The organism is Zobellia alginiliquefaciens (assembly GCF_029323795.1).
GTDB classification, from domain to species: domain Bacteria; phylum Bacteroidota; class Bacteroidia; order Flavobacteriales; family Flavobacteriaceae; genus Zobellia; species Zobellia alginiliquefaciens.
In genome coordinates this window covers 4,467,025-4,485,999 of sequence record NZ_CP119758.1, presented here as the reverse complement: position 1 = coordinate 4,485,999, position 18,975 = coordinate 4,467,025, and the positions used below count along the sequence as shown (strand labels likewise).

The 18,975-nt window shown below is 36.8% G+C and carries 17 protein-coding genes; 9 read left to right on the top strand and 8 right to left on the bottom strand.

Going from position 1 to position 18,975, the window contains the following annotated elements; translation table 11 throughout:
• Positions 1–11 precede the first annotated feature (11 nt).
• Both P0077_RS18375 and P0077_RS18370 read right to left on the bottom strand, forming a co-directional pair.
• Positions 12–737 (bottom strand): hypothetical protein, encoded by a 726-nt coding sequence (locus tag P0077_RS18375; RefSeq protein ID WP_276166660.1) that lies wholly within the window; start codon positions 735–737, stop codon positions 12–14.
• Positions 738–980: 243 nt separating this feature from the next.
• A complete protein-coding gene (locus P0077_RS18370; RefSeq protein ID WP_276166659.1) occupies positions 981–1,697 on the bottom strand; it encodes a hypothetical protein in 717 nt (238 codons plus the stop codon).
• 436 nt (positions 1,698–2,133) lie between these two features.
• On the opposite strand from P0077_RS18370, the gene P0077_RS18365 reads away from it, so the two are divergent.
• Positions 2,134–4,695, top strand: a complete 2,562-nt coding sequence (locus P0077_RS18365) for a cyclic nucleotide-binding domain-containing protein (protein WP_276166658.1) — start codon at positions 2,134–2,136, stop codon at positions 4,693–4,695.
• Positions 4,696–4,898: 203 nt separating this feature from the next.
• On the opposite strand, the gene P0077_RS18360 is transcribed toward P0077_RS18365, so the two are convergent.
• The 3 genes from P0077_RS18360 to P0077_RS18350 all read right to left on the bottom strand — a co-directional run bounded on the left by P0077_RS18360 (position 4,899) and on the right by P0077_RS18350 (position 7,605).
• Positions 4,899–5,303: a hypothetical protein gene (locus P0077_RS18360; protein ID WP_276166657.1), complete on the bottom strand. Its 405-nt coding sequence runs from the start codon at positions 5,301–5,303 to the stop codon at positions 4,899–4,901.
• A 225-nt stretch (positions 5,304–5,528) separates the two neighbouring features.
• Positions 5,529–6,287, bottom strand: a complete 759-nt coding sequence (locus tag P0077_RS18355) for a CPBP family glutamic-type intramembrane protease (RefSeq protein ID WP_276166656.1) — start codon at positions 6,285–6,287, stop codon at positions 5,529–5,531.
• 160 nt (positions 6,288–6,447) lie between these two features.
• Positions 6,448–7,605, bottom strand: coding sequence for a hypothetical protein (locus P0077_RS18350; protein ID WP_276166655.1), 1,158 nt, complete (start codon positions 7,603–7,605; stop codon positions 6,448–6,450).
• Between the two features lie 249 nt (positions 7,606–7,854).
• Here P0077_RS18350 and P0077_RS18345 point away from each other — a divergent pair, with 249 nt between their 5' ends.
• Positions 7,855–8,667 (top strand): META domain-containing protein, encoded by an 813-nt coding sequence (locus tag P0077_RS18345; protein WP_276166654.1) that lies wholly within the window; start codon positions 7,855–7,857, stop codon positions 8,665–8,667.
• A gap of 45 nt (positions 8,668–8,712) precedes the next feature.
• Here the strand turns inward: P0077_RS18345 and P0077_RS18340 are convergent, their stop codons facing one another.
• Positions 8,713–9,948, bottom strand: coding sequence for a cytochrome P450 (locus P0077_RS18340; protein ID WP_276166653.1), 1,236 nt, complete (start codon positions 9,946–9,948; stop codon positions 8,713–8,715).
• Between the two features lie 322 nt (positions 9,949–10,270).
• On the opposite strand from P0077_RS18340, the gene P0077_RS18335 reads away from it, so the two are divergent.
• Positions 10,271–11,269, top strand: a complete 999-nt coding sequence (locus P0077_RS18335; protein ID WP_276166652.1) for an alpha/beta fold hydrolase — start codon at positions 10,271–10,273, stop codon at positions 11,267–11,269.
• A 4-nt stretch (positions 11,270–11,273) separates the two neighbouring features.
• On the opposite strand, the gene P0077_RS18330 is transcribed toward P0077_RS18335, so the two are convergent.
• Positions 11,274–12,557: a serine hydrolase domain-containing protein gene (locus P0077_RS18330; protein ID WP_276166651.1), complete on the bottom strand. Its 1,284-nt coding sequence runs from the start codon at positions 12,555–12,557 to the stop codon at positions 11,274–11,276.
• Positions 12,558–12,783: 226 nt separating this feature from the next.
• Between P0077_RS18330 and P0077_RS18325 the strand changes: the two genes are divergently transcribed.
• From P0077_RS18325 to P0077_RS18310, 4 genes are all read left to right on the top strand, one after another.
• Positions 12,784–13,995 (top strand): winged helix-turn-helix domain-containing protein, encoded by a 1,212-nt coding sequence (locus P0077_RS18325; protein WP_276166650.1) that lies wholly within the window; start codon positions 12,784–12,786, stop codon positions 13,993–13,995.
• Between the two features lie 254 nt (positions 13,996–14,249).
• Positions 14,250–14,864: a MarC family protein gene (locus P0077_RS18320; RefSeq protein ID WP_276166649.1), complete on the top strand. Its 615-nt coding sequence runs from the start codon at positions 14,250–14,252 to the stop codon at positions 14,862–14,864.
• Positions 14,865–14,904: 40 nt separating this feature from the next.
• The gene (locus P0077_RS18315; protein WP_276166648.1) at positions 14,905–15,282 is read left to right on the top strand and encodes a nuclear transport factor 2 family protein; all 378 of its coding nucleotides are present in this window, start codon (positions 14,905–14,907) and stop codon (positions 15,280–15,282) included.
• Positions 15,283–15,494: 212 nt separating this feature from the next.
• The gene (locus P0077_RS18310) at positions 15,495–15,929 is read left to right on the top strand and encodes a GNAT family N-acetyltransferase (protein ID WP_276166647.1); all 435 of its coding nucleotides are present in this window, start codon (positions 15,495–15,497) and stop codon (positions 15,927–15,929) included.
• A gap of 8 nt (positions 15,930–15,937) precedes the next feature.
• Here the strand turns inward: P0077_RS18310 and P0077_RS18305 are convergent, their stop codons facing one another.
• Positions 15,938–16,702, bottom strand: a complete 765-nt coding sequence (locus tag P0077_RS18305; RefSeq protein WP_276166646.1) for an XRE family transcriptional regulator — start codon at positions 16,700–16,702, stop codon at positions 15,938–15,940.
• Between the two features lie 126 nt (positions 16,703–16,828).
• Here P0077_RS18305 and P0077_RS18300 point away from each other — a divergent pair, with 126 nt between their 5' ends.
• Together P0077_RS18300 and P0077_RS18295 are read left to right on the top strand one after the other, a co-directional pair.
• Complete coding sequence (locus P0077_RS18300; RefSeq protein WP_276166645.1) at positions 16,829–18,139, top strand: putative DNA modification/repair radical SAM protein; 1,311 nt, start codon at positions 16,829–16,831, stop codon at positions 18,137–18,139.
• Between the two features lie 46 nt (positions 18,140–18,185).
• Positions 18,186–18,959, top strand: a complete 774-nt coding sequence (locus P0077_RS18295) for a TIGR03915 family putative DNA repair protein (RefSeq protein ID WP_276166644.1) — start codon at positions 18,186–18,188, stop codon at positions 18,957–18,959.
• Positions 18,960–18,975 lie beyond the last annotated feature (16 nt).

Below are 18,975 nucleotides of genomic sequence, written 5' to 3'. Positions count from 1 at the left end.
GTACATTCACCCTACTCCTTTACTATTTCACTTGCTATAAACTCAACACTTCGCTTTTCTAAATATTTCCAAATCTCTGTTGTATTTGCCGTTTCTGATAATGTAGTGAAATCGTTTTGCGACATACAATAGGTGAGAAAACCATTAATATTACTTTCGGGGATATTGAAACTTTCAGCCATTGTTTCCTTCGAAAAATTAGCAAGAATTTTCTTTTCCATCTCTGTATTTACATCTCCTTTCACCATAGTTTCCAATAAATTGGTTTTACCGGAAATTCTATTGAAAATCTTATCCGTATTAACTACAGCACCAATTTTAAAGAACCCCAATAAGATTTTATCATCTTTCATCATCTCTTCTATAGTCATCAATCTTGCATATGTGCCCCTGTCCGCTACTAGAAGTTGTCTTTCATAATGAGACAGAACTTTTAAATTCGCATTGGGCAAACCCAACGTTTTAGAAGTGAGTATAGGGTCTAGACTTAGTCGGTCTAAATCCTGATCTATTCGCCCAGTTAAGTTATATGGGGTAACCGTTACATCCTTTAAATTAATGACATTCTCAACTAGGTTTATAGTAACTAAGCTCAGACTTAAAATGGCATCGGTAATATTAATATCCTTCGTAAGGTATTGAACGGCTGTTACCCTTAGTAAATCACCCAATTTTACCTCAATTGAAAATTGACCTAAAGAATCCGTAATTGTGGTTTTCTTAGAATTAAGGTTCATAACCACAACATCTCTAACTTCATTCTCAAAATTTTGAATTTTACCCTTGAGTAATTTAGTATTGACTTGTGAAAAGCAAGAATGTGTATTTAACAAAATGAATAAAAAACAACTAATTCCAAAATAGGGTTTACATACAGACATTCTTGTTTTTTTCTAAAACCAAAATAGAGAACAAATTAGTATCGAGGATGAAAACAGCAGGTAAAATATTGTTAAATAACTTGTTATAAATATGCTCAACTACTTTTTTGCGAATTCATTTTCTTTGAACTCAATACTTCGCTCTTCTAAATATGCCCAAATCTCTGTTGTATTTGCCGTTTCTGACAATGAAGTGAAATCGTTTTGCGACATACAATAGGTTAGAAATCCATCAACATTTGCTTCGGGGATATCAAAACTTTCGGCTAGGGTTTTCTTTGAGAATTTAGTAATGACCTCTCTTTCCATATCCATAATTTCATCACGAAGAACCATATCCTCAAATGATTTAGTTCTCCCGGACAATCGGTTCATTATTTTATGAGTGTTTATTATTAGTCCAATACCATAATAACGAATATACTTACCTCTATCGGCCTCTAAAAGTAGTCGTTGGCTTTGGCTCATGACCTCTAAATCTGCATTGGGCAATGCTAATGATCCCGAAGTTACCAAAGGTTCAAGTCCTAACCGGTCTAAATCACGGTTTATTTCTCCTGTCAGGTTATACGGGGTAACCGTAACATCCTTTAAATTGATGACATTCTCAACAAGGTTTATAGTAACTAAGCTCAGATTTAAAATGGCATCGGTAATATTAATATCCTTCGTAAGATATTGAATGGCAGTAAACCGGATTAAATCGCCCTTTTTAACCTCAATAGAAAATAGGCCTAAGGAATCTGTAATTGTGGTTTCTTTTGAATTTAGGTTTATCACCAATACGTCCCTAACCTCATTGTCTGCGTTTTGCACCTTTCCTTTTAATAGTTTGGCACCATTTTGTCCAAAAGCAGAGTTTAGGCCTAAGAACAGACAGAAAAAGCAACTAAAGCCGAAAAAAATTTTGGATACCAACCTTCTAGTTTTATCTAGAAGAAAATTATAAAACATTTACGGACTGTGGTTGATACTGGTAGGTAAATTATTGTTAAATAAACAGTTGTGAGCCCATACATTCTTCTTGCGACACAACTTTCCTATATATACTATATCAAGATACATATACCACAGCTACTGTTACAATCCAATCAACACATTTCATAATTGAAGAAAATCATTATCAAATTTTATGGATGTTTACAAAATAGATAAGGGTAAATGATAATTCAATTTAAATAAAATCAAAACTTCTTTTCATAGCAATACTTTAATAAGTTAGTATGTAGAACAGACTTAAAATCAACACTATTTGAAAGAAGAAATCAGTATTTCGCAATTGCAGGAAAAGTTTCCGAACGGAAAAACAGAAACGTATGAAAAGGGTCATACCATATGTTTCATACATAAGAAAGTAACCACGTTTAGGTGGCTTTTAGAAGGTGGTATAGCCTATTACATTTCTATTGAAAACCCTGATAAAGAAATATTGGTCTGTCAAACTTCCGAACCGTTTTCAACTTTGGGACTTAATGGCTTTACGCCTCCCAAACGTTATGTGTACAAGGTATTGGTGGCTTCCGAAAAAGCGGTCTTTTTTGAAATTCCTTTTGAGCAGATAGAAACATACCTGCAGGAAGGACATAAAAATATTCTTCTTAAGAACATAGGTTCAAAATTATACCACCTTTTACATACGGCCTTATTAAAGCAATCGGAACTGTTAAATCCGGTGCGTTTTCAACCTTTTGTGGAAGACCGTAAGTTTCATATTTCGCCCGTAGCGGAAAAAGAAGCGGTAATTTCGTTAATGAGGCGTTCCCCTTTTTTAGATTATTTTGAGGAAAAACAATTGGCCGCTATGGCTACATTGGCCGAGCGTAGGGAATACGAGCCGGACGAAGTACTATATGTCCAAGATGGTTATAGTAATGGCTTATTTATTCTGATCGATGGCGAAGTATCCATAAAACGTATTGAAAATTCAATAGAAATTAAACAGCGTTCCATCAAAAACTCAGGTTTTGTATTCGGTTGGTCTTGTCTACTGAAGCAAAAAGATAGCTGTTCTGCCATTACGCGTACCCGAACTTCGGCCTACTTTATTCATGACCATGACCTCATGAAGCTATTCCAAAAAGATGATCAGTTCGAAGGTCAGTTTTTTCAACGTTTAATATGGCTGATGGGCAACCAGCTGAACGCAGCATTCATAAGATATGTGGGCTTGCTTGGGAAGCATAATCTTCAGGCTGTTTTTCAACTGATCAAAAATAATGAATCCCGCTTATCGGTTTCTTCTTCTTTGCACCAAGTGCCCCATTTGTTAAAAAGCAATAACACCAAAGCTCTGGCTTATGATGCTTTGAACTCTTTGCTTGAAAATGGCACTGCTTTGGAAAGACATATCGCCTCTTTGAGTTTGGAGTTGCTAACGGAAGACCAAAAAGAGAGCAATTTTATAAACGGATTACAGGAAATCTATTCAAACGTAGCGGCAAGGGATACAACGGACCTGGATTTGAATCGGAAAATATGTGCCCGATTGACCAATAAAGTCTTTGAAAATGTACCGTATGTAATTGAAGGATGGGAAAACCTACCAGAAACGGCAGGTCATATTTTTACCTACAATCATTTAATCAATGATGCCCACTACACCTTAAACAACAGTTTTCAAATTACCTTGGATTCCCACTTTTTGAGTGCTAAGGTATTGTTCGAAAAATATGGGGAACCGGGTATTAGAACCGTTCGCATTGGCCGCGGACAGGAATATGGTCATCAAAACTATTACAACAATTTAGGCCATATAAATGTATATACCAAAGACTCGGAGCTCACGTCTTCCGAAAATGTAAAACAGGCGCGAAACATTTTTTATGAAGAGGCCTCCAAACACCTGAACAATAATTACAATATAATTATTAGTCCAGAAGGCACGTCTTACCGAACCGAAGAATCTCCCGGTCCTTTTAAAATGGGTGCTTTTAAATTGGCCGCCGCACAAGAAAAAGAACCGCTAATAGTACCCATAGTTCTTGTGAATTTTGATGACCGAATCGGTAGGTCCTTGTTTTACTGTAAGATTGGACAACCGTTTTTATTAAGCGAAAAGGTGGCATCAAAAAGCAAGGATGGCTTGCGTGCGTTTGTACAACAATACCAAGCGGAGTATACAATTGATGTTCAAAAGGCGAGAGAAAGAGCGGAAGAATTATTCCTATCTCCTGGTGGCACGGTACTTAATGAAGAACCACCTGCCATGTGGGCCAATGAAATTAAAAGGCTTAAAAGAAGGGTTTCAAAACTGAAGACCCAAGAAAATCTGATTGCCATTTATGGAAGTTCTTCGGTACGTTTATGGGTACACATGCAGAAGGATTTACAGCCCTTTCATACTGTGAACCTTGGTTTTGGAGGCTCTACATTTGCTTGGTGCATTCATTATTTTGATGAAATTTTTGCCGAGGTAAATCCTTCTAAAATTGTGCTTTATGCAGGTGAGAACGACCTAAGCCAAGGTAGAACACCGCAAGAAGTACTAGCGGATTGCCACGAATTGGTGGGCATGGTCAAAGCCAAATACCCAGATGTGGCACTGGCTTTTATAAGTTTGAAGCCCAGCGTGGAACGGGAACAGATGATTCCGTTGATTATAGAGACCAATTTACTGTTGTCTAAATATGTGATTTCCGAGTTAAACGCGCAGTTTATAAATGTATTTAGCCATATGATCAGTAGTGACAACCGGCCCATACCGGAACTCTATCTCTCGGACGGCTTGCACTTAAATAAAGAAGGCTATACCATTTGGAGCAGAGTTATTAAAAATGCGCTGGAGTCAGTAGCGCTGTTGGAGGTTGAGAAGTGATATTATGTATTGAAGGCAAGGCCGTCTTGTCGGTTTTTGTAAAAACCGGACTTCACAAGCTGCAAAGTGGGTTTCTATGTCCTGCGAGAACAATGGTTTGTTCTGGTGCTTAAAAAAAATCCCGCCCTAAAAAGCGGTTATGTGAGTCGTTATTTTAATGATTATGGGGTTGTGCAACGGTTACCAATGTTCTAAAACGTGTTTTATTCATTATTTAAATCAGTCCATAATTTATATGCACCGAGAAAAAGTCCAAAGGGAATACATATTCCAAACAGTCCAACATATTCTTTTTCAGAAATGGCGTTTGTAATGAAAAAATAAACTATTGTGAATGAGCATATTATTCCAAAAACAGCAAAAATCTTTAACATTCCTGTTCCCATAATTTTATTAAAACTATTGTTCATTCGAGTTGAGTCCTTTGAAAGACTTGAAAAAAACCAATAGAGCATATGAAATCCAACATTAATTGATATAAGAGCAAAAATCCGTTCTTTAAAATCAATGTCAGTTAAAAAAATGACAAGAAGAATACTGAAAATAAGGTTTGCATATCCGAATATTTGATAGTATTTTTTTATGTCTGTTTGATTGAAAATTTCCATTCAGATTTCGTTTGACAAATGTTTTACGTCAATGAGACTATGGCAAGAAGGCTGGCAAGGAAACCTTTCATTCCTGTCTTAGCACGAAGCTAAAGCTTATTGTTTAGTTTTATTTTTCTTATCCAGAGCTAAATCCATAAGATTTAGCGACACAATAAATATACGCAGACCTTTCGGTTTAGCCCTAAAGTCCGAATTGGGTTTAAGTTTAGTTAACTCATAGTACTATGCCAGCTCTCTTAGACCAAGCACTAACCCATTGATTACCATATGCAATAAAATAGAATATTTTAATCCCAATCGAATTCGAACATAGCCGAAATTAATACCAAATATAAAAAAAGGCAGCAAAATTAGAGGTAAAAAAATTACGTCATAAATATCTAAGTCTAAGTTGAAGATATGCATGAATGCAAATAAAGTTGCATTTGAATAAAATATAATATTTGGTTTCTGATTCCATCTTATTTTTAAATTAACAAATGCATCACGTTTGTAGTTCAATAAAATGAAAACAATACAACTTATAACTAAAATGTAGAAGATCCCGAGTAAAAAAAATGTAATGTTAGTGGAAGGCCACCATAGAATATCAACAAGTAAAAAAGAAATTAGCAGTCCACTAAGTACCGAAAACGAAATTTTAAAATTTCTTACATTAAAATTAGTTAATGGTAGTCTAAATGAAATCTCCTCTAAGATTGGATAAATGATAACAGATAGTAAGAGAAAATATGGTTTATAACTGCTTTGCTGTACTATGGAATCATAAATCTTAATTGATTTCATCTCAACTGGTTTAAACACTTCAAAGTGTACCAGAATCGTTTCCGGGATTGTAACAATAAATATTCCTAAGTAAGTCAATACAAAAACCTTAAATAAAATAACTAATTTACGAGAAGGGGTTACCTCAATCTTTTTCTCATACGTAGGATTTCGCAAAAAATTAAAATAGTCTTTTCTTATAGATTTTTTATCCATACAAGGTATTTTCTATTACCGAGGTTAAAGCGTATTGTTTAGTTTTATTTCTTCTTGTCCAAAGCTAAATCCATAAGATTTAGCGACACAATAAATGTACTCAGAGCTTTCGGTTCTGCCCTGAAGTCGCCATTACGTTTAGCATCTGTGTTGGCAAGCGTTATTTTTTTTCGTTCTTCTTGCGTAATTTTTCCGCCCAAAACAACATAATATCGGTATGAATATCTGGCGGATTTATCTCGTTGTACTTGGACGCAATATTGTATGCATTTGAACCAATTTGTAAACTAACAGCGGTACCATCAGTAAAATATATATTTATACCTTCTCCCGCATGTACATCTTTATGGAATTTAGTTTCTCCAAATTCAATGCTTTCAATTGTTTTTCCTTTCATTTTTAAAGCTTCCTCTAACTTAAATTCAGGCCTTGGTGGTTTGTCAAATTTTGGAAATATTGACAAAGACTCTAGTCTTTGTAAGCATGATTCTGAATCCAAATCAAAAACTATTTCAAATAGATTTTTTAATTCTTTTAAAGCACTAAATATATCTTCTAAATCAGAATTAAATGTTTCAAATGCAGCATAAGGAGTTATGCCTTTGGAAGGGATACCATGAATGGGCATTCTCTTTCTATTTATTTTGTGGAATGGCGTATATATTTCGGATTGTAGATTACTAGGAATTATTTCTTTAAAACTATTTAAACGTTTTCCCTCATCTTTCAGAGTAATGTTTTGTTCTTTTGCAATTTTAATTAGGCAGTTCTTTTCTATTCCATCGATAACCAGTCTATAAAGTTCTAATATTGATTTCGTGTATTCTTCACTATTTTCAGCAGCTGGATAGTTTACTAACCTATATTCATCTTGCTTAAATAATTTGTGGTTCAGTTTAGTTTCGGTAATTGAATTAATAAGTTTTAATTCTCGTTGAATTCCAATTTTTGGACCATCCATTACATCCCAAGAACCATCCAAATATCGTTTTGTCCATCTCTCAAATCCTTTGTTTACTTTATGAAACGATGGGTTTTTAATATAAAAAGCAATCCATTTTGCGTGGTCTTTCTCAGAAATTTTATCTTTAAAAGAAGGCATGAATGCTGCAATACAAACGAAATTATTTTCTAATTTTCTAAATGCAAATTTGAATTCAATATATGGATGTTCTTCACTTAAATTTTCATCCCAATTATCTGAAATGCGAATTTCTCCGCCCATATCATCTTCAATTAAATGATAAGCATGGGAATTTGCTCGATAGTAATTTAATACGGCTCTGTCGAAATATTGAAAGTATTTTTCATGTTCCATATTTTGTCATAATATTTGCTAACAATCATATCAAGCAACAAGTTGCTTTATATCTCTTTTACAAGACCTGTAAGATACACCTATTAACAAAATCTATCTTACAGAAATCTGTAAGGTTTTTAACAAAACCTTCAACAATAACACTTTAAAAATAGTATCGGAAAATTAACAAAGTCTTTGATCGTATTGTTGGTTGACTTTCTTTGAAATAGGTTATTTTTCACCTTACAAACCCTAACTAGCAATTCCATGAAAAAACCCACTGCCCTATTTATAGCAGTCCTTACCATTGTTCTTACCTCCTGTTCATCCACTAAAAAAACGGTAGACAATAAACTCTACGGCACCCTTTGGGAGCTGGAATATCTTTTCGGGCCCCGTATTGCTTTTCAGGGGCTATACCCAGACCGTAAGCCGCGGATTACATTTGTAGAAGCAACAGGTCGTGTTCAGGGTACCAACAGTTGTAATGGCTACTCCGCCCCATTTACCATTAATGGCAACAAACTTTCTTTTGGTGAACCAGGCCCCACTACAATGATGTTCTGTGGCCAAGGGGAATCGTTCTTTTTGAAAACCATAAAACAAATAACGGCCTACCGTATGGATGATGAAGGTAAACTGAACCTTTTGATGGGCGATGTTTCTATGATGCGGTTTAAACCGGTTGAAAATGGTTCAGCCAATGCCTCAGCAAATACAAGCGATAGCCTTCAACCTGGTTGTTACGGGTTTAGTGATACCAACAACAGTTTGGCATTCAACATTACCGAGGTAAAGGGAAATAAAGTAAAGGGCGAACTCAACTATGTTTTACATGAAAAAGATGCCAATACCGGTCATTTTTCAGGAAAGGTAGAAGACAATAAATTGATTGGAGACTATACATTTCAATCGGAAGGAAAGAAAAGCATACGTGAAGTCGCTTTTATGATAAAAGACAATGCCCTTATTGAAGGTTATGGTCCTATGGATGAGACCGGAACAAAGTTCAAAGACCGTTCCGTCATAACGTTCACCTCTACTTATCCGTTAATCATGGGCGACTGCCCAAAGCAATAACCTATATTGTTTTGGGCTGTCACCTGATGTATGGCTAATTGATTGTTACGATACTCTCCTTGATATTTCGGTCATTTTAAAGCGACTTTGCGGGATAGCGGGAAAACGAGCAAGATTCATATTTAAATTCTGTTCTGGAACCCTGTAAACTATGGTATTCACCAAAAAGTCCAAAGCGGACTTCATAATATCTATGGTAACCCATTCGCCGGCACATCTGTGGTTATGCTCGTGGTCACCGCCACCTTGGGGCACAAAATCATAAGGGCAACCACTCCACGAACTAAAACGGTCCGGATTAAAAACGGAAGGTTCGTTCCACCTTTTGGGGTCGTGGTTGGTAGCATACAAATCTAACAATACCCTAGAACCTTCTTGAAATTCAGTATCCTGCCAAGTAAAGGTATTTTTTACTATTGCGGCGGTATAGGGGAAGAATGGGTAAAAACGTCTCACCTCCTGCACGAACAGCCACTGAAAGTTATCTTCGTTCTTTCGTAATCTTTCCAAGTACTGCGGATTTTCGTGTACGGCTTTCCCAATAAAAACAATGTATCTTGCTATCGCTACAATAGGACGTATTAGGTTCAGTAACTCAACACTTACCGTTTGGGCATCCAACAGATTGCCTTCCAAATCTTTATATTCACTAAAACGCTGTAAAATGGTCTGGTTTTCTGGATTATTATTCTCCGGAGCTTTCTTTCGTTCTTCTTCTACCAAAGACGTTATCCAATCCTCAGCTTTCTTTCTACTCGCTTTGCCTTTGTAATGCCGTGTACCCAGGGCACCGGCACCATCGATCATATGATGCAGTTCTTCAGCTCTCAAGTCCACTTCCTCATCGGGCAATGGTACACCAACCCATAAGCAAGCTGCCTCGGTCAGAATTTTTTCCATTTCGCTGAACAGTACAATTTCCTCAGTTTTCTGCCAGTTTTCTAGATACTGGTGCCATATTCTAATAAAATGTTGTTTAAATATAGTAATGGATTCCGGTGTCATTTCACGCATAAACAGGTTTTTACGATGTACATGCGCTTCTCCGTTAAGACCTTGAACCCCACCTTTACCAAACAATGTTTTTTTGAATCGATCAGGGGTCGCCCCTTCCCTAGTAAACTTATCTTGGTCATAGAAAAGTTCCGCGGCCTTCTCCCCTCTTATAACATGGGTATTCTGAAATAATATAGTTGTATTTATAACGTCTGTATTTTCTTTATTGAACTGACGTAAAAAATTATTGTATCCACTTATTGCAATTCCTAAAGTACTATCCATAGCATGTATATTTTATATCCTGTCGGAAAATTATTGTCTAACAAATCGAAACTAATTTAAACACCGCTATCTATTTAATTTGACCTAAAACGTTTTTGGTTTAATACAATACATATGTATTCCAGATGGTAAGTTCTTTTTTATAGCCTGGCGTTTTTCATCCATAGTATAACATTACAGGGGTTCAGATGTATAGATGTTTTGAATATGTGGTATTTGGTTCAAATTCATTTTGATAGCAACCAATTTTTGAATTCCCTTCTTGTACTTTTGCGCAAGCCTTTACAGGTTTACTTTTAGACAATTATCAAAACTCTCATCTATGAAGAAAATATATATCCTACTGCTTGTAACCATAGCCTTTCAGTTTACAAACGCGCAATCGGAAGAACTGCAATGGCTAGATATTGAACTGGCTAATTATGAGTATCCTCTTCCCGTATCCGATATAACGGTGAACAATCAGAAGCAGACCTTAAAAATGGCCTATATGGATGTGCAACCGGACGACTACAACGGTAAGAACGTTCTTTTGCTACACGGTAAAAACTTTAACGGTGCCTATTGGAAAACGACGATTGATGCATTGACTAAAGAAGGGTTCCGTGTTGTTGTTCCTGATCAAATAGGTTTTGGAAAGTCTTCAAAACCCGACCATTTTCATTATACGTTTCAGCAATTGGCACAAAACACCAAAAGCTTGTTGGACAGTTTATCCATTTCAAAAACAGCCATTTTAGGGCATTCTATGGGAGGGATGGTCGCTACACGCTTTGCTTTAATGTTTCCCGATACTACGGAGAAATTGATTTTGGAAAACCCCATTGGCCTAGAGGACTGGAAACTGAAAGTACCCTACAAACCTGTAGAATGGTGGTATAAGAATGAATTGAAGAAAGATTACGAGAGCATCAAAAAATACCAGTTAGAAAGTTACTATGATAACAAATGGAAGCCTGAATATGACCAATGGGTGAACCTTTTGGCAGGCTGGACCAAAAATGCCGATTATGAAAAAATAGCCTGGAATGCCGCCCTCACGTATGATATGATTTTTACCCAACCCGTAGTATACGAGTTTAAAAATATAGAAGCTAAAACCTTATTAATCATCGGTACGCGAGACAGAACGGCTTTGGGCAAACCCTTGGTTTCGGAGGAAGTCCGAAAAACTATGGGGCTTTACAGCCAACTGGGCAAAACAACCCAAGAACGTATTCCCAACGCGCAATTGGTAGAAATTGACAACATTGGTCACTTGCCTCACATAGAGAGTTTTGAGCGGTTTATAAAACCTTTGGTTCAGTTTTTAAAGGAATAGGGGGCTAAAGCATCTTTTGAGTGGCTACTTCGTCTTTTTTGTAGACTTCTTTTACTATCTCGTACAAATCCGGAATCACCGTTTTGGCAATGGGCGAATTGTTGTTCAATAGCACACAGATACCTAAATCGGCCTCCGGATACACGGCAATTTCATTCCTGTAGTTGTTCACGCTTCCACCGTGGTGCCAGATGGTTTTTTCAAAATTGCTATCGCCTTCGGTGAATTTATGGATTCTCCATCCAAATCCGTAATAAGATCTAGTGTGGCCTGGCCATCTTTGGTAGTATTTACTATGTCCTGAAATTTCTATAAACGGATTAAATGCCTCGTTTATGGCATCGCTCTTCATAATATCAGGATTGTGTCCTAATAAAAAACGCATCCAACGGCCCATATCATGCGCGTTAGAGCTTATTCCCCCTGCTGCAACCGCATTGTAGTAGTTGTCCCTAATTTTAGCCGCTCTCCAACCATGTCTGATTTTTACATGTGGCATAGCAATATTAAGCTCGTGCGTTAGGGTTTCATAATCTGTAGAGGTAGTACACATTTCCAACGGCTTAAAAAAGCGGTCATCTAAAAGTGTGTTTATCTTTTTACCCGTAGCTTTTTTCATCATTTCGCCACAAAGCGCGAACATGGCGTTTTGATAGCTATACATAATTCCCGGCTTACTAATGGGCATCACCTCTTTAAAACGTTTGGCAATATCGTTTAAAGGAAGGCCTGCTTCTACCAAATTAGTATAACTGTGGTACGGTGTCCCGGAAGTATGCGAAAGAATATTGGCCAGGGTAACATTTTTGGTATTGGAACCATCGCCCAATTCAAACTCCGGAAGGTAATCGCTTACCCGGTCCGTCCAGTTTATTTTTCCTTCGTCCTTAATATTTGCCGCTAACATACCTGCAAACCCTTTGGATAATGAACCTAGCCTAAAAACAGTCTCGCCATTTACGGTATTATTCTCAACACTATTCTTTCTTCCAAATCCGTCTGAGATTAATATAGAATCTCCTTTTACAATGCTCACTCCTGCCCCAACAACATCTCCTTTGGCAATTGCTTTCTTAAAATAAGCCTTTAAGGCAGTTTGTAAATCCTTTTGTCGGGAAGCGTAAAGGTGAATTTCTTTTGTATTTCGGGGAGCTTTTTCCGAAGTGGTAACTGCGGTTTCTGCTTTTTGGACTTTAGTTTCTGATTCTGAACGAAATACTCGGGACGTAAGCGCTGACAGCGTAAAAACAATGAGCGCAGAAGCAATTAAAATTTTATATTTCTGCATTACGAAAGGGACTTTGGTTGTTTGAGATGAACGAAAATAGGATGAATTGCTTAAATAACGGATGAAATACACTTTTTCTTATGTTTTTAAGTCACTTTTTAAGTAGTTTTTAACATTATCCAATAATCCACCTTAATTTTCATGGGAATCTCACAAATACCATAAAAAAGTAAACAAAAATTGGAGTGCCCTTATCTTCGTATTAAATTTGACCTGAATTAGATACATGAGTTTAAAAGAACAAAGCCTTTCACTTAAAGAAGCCCAAAAATTGGCATTGCTTTCCCAGCGATTACCTGCTAAAAAACAGCTTGGTTCTACCCAAAATGCCACACTCTTCGCAATTGAACACTTGGGGTATATTCAGATAGATACTATTTCGGTAATTGAGCGGGCACACCATCACACCCTGTATAACCGCAATCCTAACTATAAGGCCGACCATCTGTCAGCCTTAGTTGCGGATAAAAAAGTGTTTGAATATTGGTCTCATGCCGCCGCCTTTTTACCTATGACTGAATATCGCTTTAGTCTTCCTCGTAAAACTGCCATTGCTTCCGGAAAACAAAAACATTGGTTTAAAAGGGATGAGAAGCTCATGAAAGCAGTTGTTGAACGTATAACACACGAAGGCCCTTTAATGGCAAAGGACTTTGATAAAAAGGGGAAGAAACATGGAGAATGGAAAACGGCACCGACAAAACAAGCGTTAGAAAATCTGTTTATGCAGGGCGATTTAATGATTACCAAACGTATCAATTTTCATAAGGTATACGACCTTACCGAACGGGTTTTACCTAATGATATCAGTACAGTCATACCTACGGAAGATGAATATGGCCGGTTTATGGTTAAGAAATATTTACAAACAAACGGACTAGGAACACTCCCAGAAATAACCTATTTGCTAAAAAACGTAAAACCATTGGTTACGAACGCTTTGGATACCATGCTGAATACTGGCGAAATAGAACTGGTAAACGTTTCCAACACTGCATATTACGTACTTCCCGAAGCACTAAAACTCCTAAACCAACCTTTGGCCAGAAAGAAACTTAAAATTTTATCTCCTTTTGATAATCTCCTCATTCAAAGAAAAAGAATGACGGACCTCTTTAATTTTGATTATACCCTGGAGTGCTATGTACCCCAACACAAAAGAAAACATGGCTATTTTACCTTACCTATTTTATGGGACGGTAAATTAGTAGCCCGAATGGATAGCAAGGCCGATAGAAAAGAAAAAGTTTTACACATTCACCAGTTAACCTTAGAACCTAGTTTAAGAAAAACCGAAGCCTTTGCAGATGCTTTAAGCAGGGAATTAGAATCGTTTATGAAGTTCAATGCTTGTAACAGTATTCTAATCCATAAAACGGAGCCGGCCAGCTTTAAGGAAGCATTTTTACGTAGCTTTCCCCCATTAATGGGATTGTAGATTAGAAAATTGAGTTAAACCAATTCGCCGTTCTAGGCTACCTCAAATTGAATGTTCATAGAGTTCTTTGTTCAAAAAAATGAACCTTAAGCCAAAACCCATTCATTAGAGGAGTGTCTCCCTCATTTGGTCTTCTTTTTTTGTTTAACTTGTACGTACTATGTTTTAATCTAAGCCTTGGAGAATAGCAATTTTACGCCATATAGCTTGAAACACTTTTTTCATCCTGAGGTCTAAAGAAATTTCAATTTTGAATGGATAACCTTCTTACCTTTTCTATTACCGTGTTCACTGGTTTCTTTGCCATAATGAATCCACTTTCTAACATGCCGGTTTTTTTATCCTTAGTTGAAGGTGCCGATAGGCAAACCCAACGCAACATTGGCAAAAGAGCCACCTTTACGGCCTTTATAATCGTTACCATTTTTCTGGTGCTTGGGAAGTTTATATTTCTCCTGTTTGGAATTACAATACCAGCTTTTAAGATTACGGGAGGTATTTTGGTTTTTGTTGTAGGTTTTGATATGCTCCAGTCCAAAAAATCCAATGTAAAGCATCTTAAAGAAACACACATTGATGAAAACATAGCGATTTCTCCACTTGCAATTCCCATATTGGCAGGACCAGGTACTATTGTAACCGGAATGAACTTTGTTTCCAACGCGGGATACCTTAAGATTGGAATTGTTATCTTAATTTTTGCTGCCATGTGCCTAATGACCTATTTTACATTTATGCTGAGCGAAATGTTCATTAAAAAAATTGGAAACAACGTCATATCGGTAATCGGAAAACTCATGGGACTTATCATTGCTATAATTGGTACGGATATGATTATTCAGGGAATAAAAATATCATTTTCACTATAACTAATAGGGAATGAATTTCTTCCATTTAAAATTATAATTTATGAACACAGCAGAAAACAAGAAAAATGCAATAGCCTTTTACAGAATGGCTTATGAAGGTAACCCTAAAGCTGCTATTGAAAAGTATTGTGGTGGCCAATACATTCAACATAACCCTGATGTAGCCAACGGGCCAAAAGGTTTTATTGATTATTTTGAGCGCATGCACCGTGAGTACCCAAAAAAGTCCATCAACTTTGTGCGATCTGTTGCAGAAGGAAACTTGGTTGCGCTACATACGCATCAAATCTGGCCAGATAATGACCAATACATCACCATGGATTTCTTTCGGTTTGATGAAAAAGGGAAGATTTGTGAACACTGGGATTCCATTCAGCAAATTCCTAAAACATCGGCCAATCCTAATACAATGTATTAATCCTAAAATCAGTTACTTCAAAGGTTGGTTAGTCAGTTTTTTGTATCAATTTTAAGATATACCCGTACTTTTGCTTCCAATATATTCTTAATTTTACTCGATAATCGAGATTAATTGCTTCGAGGCTTACCTCGATATTAAACACTATTTTTTTTAATGCTTCGTGGGCTCGTCCCGAGGTAGTTTACTTCAAAATTTTCAAATTACTAGGCATGACCATCGAAATTCTACATAAATTCAATCTTAACGATCAGGTTCAACAAGAAATTCAGGACTTATACAAACAGCTGAACGACAAAAACAAACAGCGACCTTTGCATCAAATACTTCAAGATGACAATCACGTAGTTTTTGCAGCTTGCAAGCACGAAGGTCATATTATTGGAATAGCACTTTTGGCAACGTACAAGGTTATTTCTGGGTATAGAGGTCTAATTGAAGATGTGGTGGTCAATTCCGAACATCGTGGAAAAGGAATTGGAAGGAAATTGATGCAAAAGCTTCTTGCTGAGGCCGAGCACTTAAACCTAGATGAAATCATTTTGTTTTCAGGTCATCACAGAACAGCGGCAATCAAACTTTATAAAAGCCTAGGTTTTACAACAAGGGAAAGCGGAGTTTACAATTTAAAACTAGCGGAGTCCTAAAAAACGGACTACACTTTTTTAACATGCTGTAGCTGACTTTTTAGTTCATCCATTGATTCCTGCAATTGTCTTAGTAGTCCTTTTTCCGTAGTAGCATCCTCCCCAAAGGTAATTCTACTGCTCACCTCCCAAATCTCCTGAATTTGAAAGGGTTTAATATCATACGGAGGGTAGGTTTCATTCAGAGAGACCAACGTGACATTATTTGAATTAGGTCTTTTTTCAACCTTTTTCACCAAAACGGCATCTTCTAAAACCACAACATACATTTTATTAGGGCTAACATCATCAATATGCTCCACCGCTTTAGCTAAGACCCACTCCCCTGACCTTAAATTGGGTAACATACTATCCCCATCTACCTGAAAACCACGGTATGTTGCATTTCTAAACTCTGGTATGGGAAGGTCAAAAGCGGGAAGTTGTTCATACCAGCTGGTATCCGCTATATTCTGCGGATATCCCGCCGCAGCTTTGGCATTTACTAAAACCATATTATCGTTTCCGGCATTGTCAACAGTTACTACCTTAGGAATAACGCTAACCTTTGAAGTCTCTAAAAACTGATTATCACTGTCACCAAACAACCATAGCGGATTTATCTTAAACTTCTTTAAAAGTTCCATCACCACTTTACCGGACAGTTTTGTCCGTCCACGTTCAATATCCGCAGTAGTACTGGACACTCCAATCAATTTAGCAAACTCTGCCTGTGTATAGCCCAGTTCTCTACGTATATCCGTAAAGCGCTTTAAAGTTATTTCATTTTCCATAGAGGTCAAGAATTACATCTGTTAGCGAAGTGATTAACAGAATTAGAAAAACTCTGCTACCCTTTCATCCTCAAATATACACAATTTGGATATACTCCAAAATATTATTTGGATTATATCCATTGTATGGATTTTTTCCATAATTTTGGAATAAATACAAATACCGTAATGACATCATCTTTTGATAGAATAAAAGAAAAATTGAACATTTTGGCTGATGCGGCCAAGTATGATGTTTCCTGCTCAAGTAGCGGAAGCGTTCGTAAAAACAATTCAAAAGGTTTGGGAGACAGCAGCGGAATGGGCATTTGCCACAGTTATACGGAAGATGGCAGATGTGTATCCTTATTAAAAATTCTATTGACCAACCATTGCATCTTTGATTGTGCGTATTGTGTTACTAGAAAAAGTAATGATGTACAACGGGCCGCTTTTAAGATTCAAGAGGTAGTAGATTTAACCATAAATTTTTATAGGCGGAATTATATAGAAGGGCTTTTTTTGAGTTCCGGAATTTTTAAAAGTCCTGATTATACCATGGAGCGTTTGGTGGCAGTAGCTAAGAAGCTTCGGCTGGAAGAAAATTTCAATGGCTATATACATCTTAAATCTATTCCCGGAGCTAGTGACGAGCTCATGCGTGAAGCTGGATTGTATGCGGATAGATTGTCCGTAAATATTGAGGTGCCTACCATTTCCGGACTGAAGCTATTGGCTCCCGATAAAAAACATGAAGATTTCACAAAACCCATGTTAAAGGTGAAGAATGAAATTATTCAATATAAGTTAGAGAAAAAAATCATTAAAAGTACACCCAAATATGCCCCTGCAGGCCAGAGCACTCAAATGATTGTGGGTGCAACAGGAGAATCTGATAAGGATATCATGTATTCCGCAACACATTATTATAAAAATTACAACATGAAACGGGTCTATTATTCTGGTTATGTTCCTGTTGCAGAAGACAGTAGATTACCTGCTATTGGCACACAGGTACCAATGCTAAGGGAAAATAGATTATACCAGACAGATTGGTTGTTACGATTTTATGGTTTTGGCGTTCAAGAGCTATTGAATAACGACCATCCTAACTTGGACATGGATGTAGACCCAAAATTGGGGTGGGCCTTGAGAAACATGGAGTATTTTCCGGTGGACATCAATAAGGCGGATAAGAATGTTTTGGCCCGTGTTCCGGGTCTTGGTATGAAATCGGTTCATAAAATAATCAGTGCTAGACGCTACCGTAAGTTGAACTGGGAGCACCTTAAGAAAATTGGTGTAGCCCTTAACCGAGCAAAATATTTTATTGTTTGCGACTCTAATACTTGGGAACATAAAGATAGGGAAGGAACAAAAATCAAAGGCCTGATTCTCCAGAATTCAGTGGGGAAATTTAGAAAGGAATACAGTAATCAATTGCAGTTATTTAGTTGATAGTGCCTTCTGGAAGACCATATGAACAGTGAAAAAACATGAAACTATGAATGCTACAAAAACCTTAATTTACGACGGAAGTTTTAATGGATTTCTAACGGCCATTTTTGTGGCTTTTGATGAAAAGGCCCAAGTGGTGGATATTCAAAAAAACTCATCTTCACAAAGCGGACTTTTTTCAGAAACTGAAACTATTTTTACTCAAATGGACAAAGCAAAAAGAGTCTGGAACGGTATTCACAAGAAAAGTCATAACGCCATCAAAGACATCTATTTTGCCTATTTGAGCGAAACTAAGGGCATTGAATTGTTGTTGTATAGATATATTAGAAAAATGTTTGCTTCGGCCTCTTCTATTTCTTCGGATTATTCAGATAGTACCGTTTTAAAAATTAGTCAATTGGCAAGGTCCGTAGGCAGGGAAAAACATAGAATGGAAGCATTTGTACGGTTTCAGTTGACAAAAGATAATATTTACTTTTCCAATATAGAACCGGATTTTGATGTATTACCGTTAATTACTAAACATTTCAGGTCAAGGTATGCAGACCAACAATGGTTGATTTATGATGTAAAACGCAAGTACGGTATTTTCTATGATATGAATCAGGTTGAAATTATAACTTTAGAACTTGAGGCCGCCTACACGAATAGTTTGAAAAAAAGTGTTCACTTTGGTGAGGAAGAATACAACTACCAAGACCTTTGGAACAACTACTTTAAGAGCACCAATATCAAATTCCGCATCAACCTAAAATTACACCAACAGCACGTTCCTAAAAGATATTGGAAATATTTAAGCGAGAAGAAGGTGGTGTAAAATATTACGAAGTATA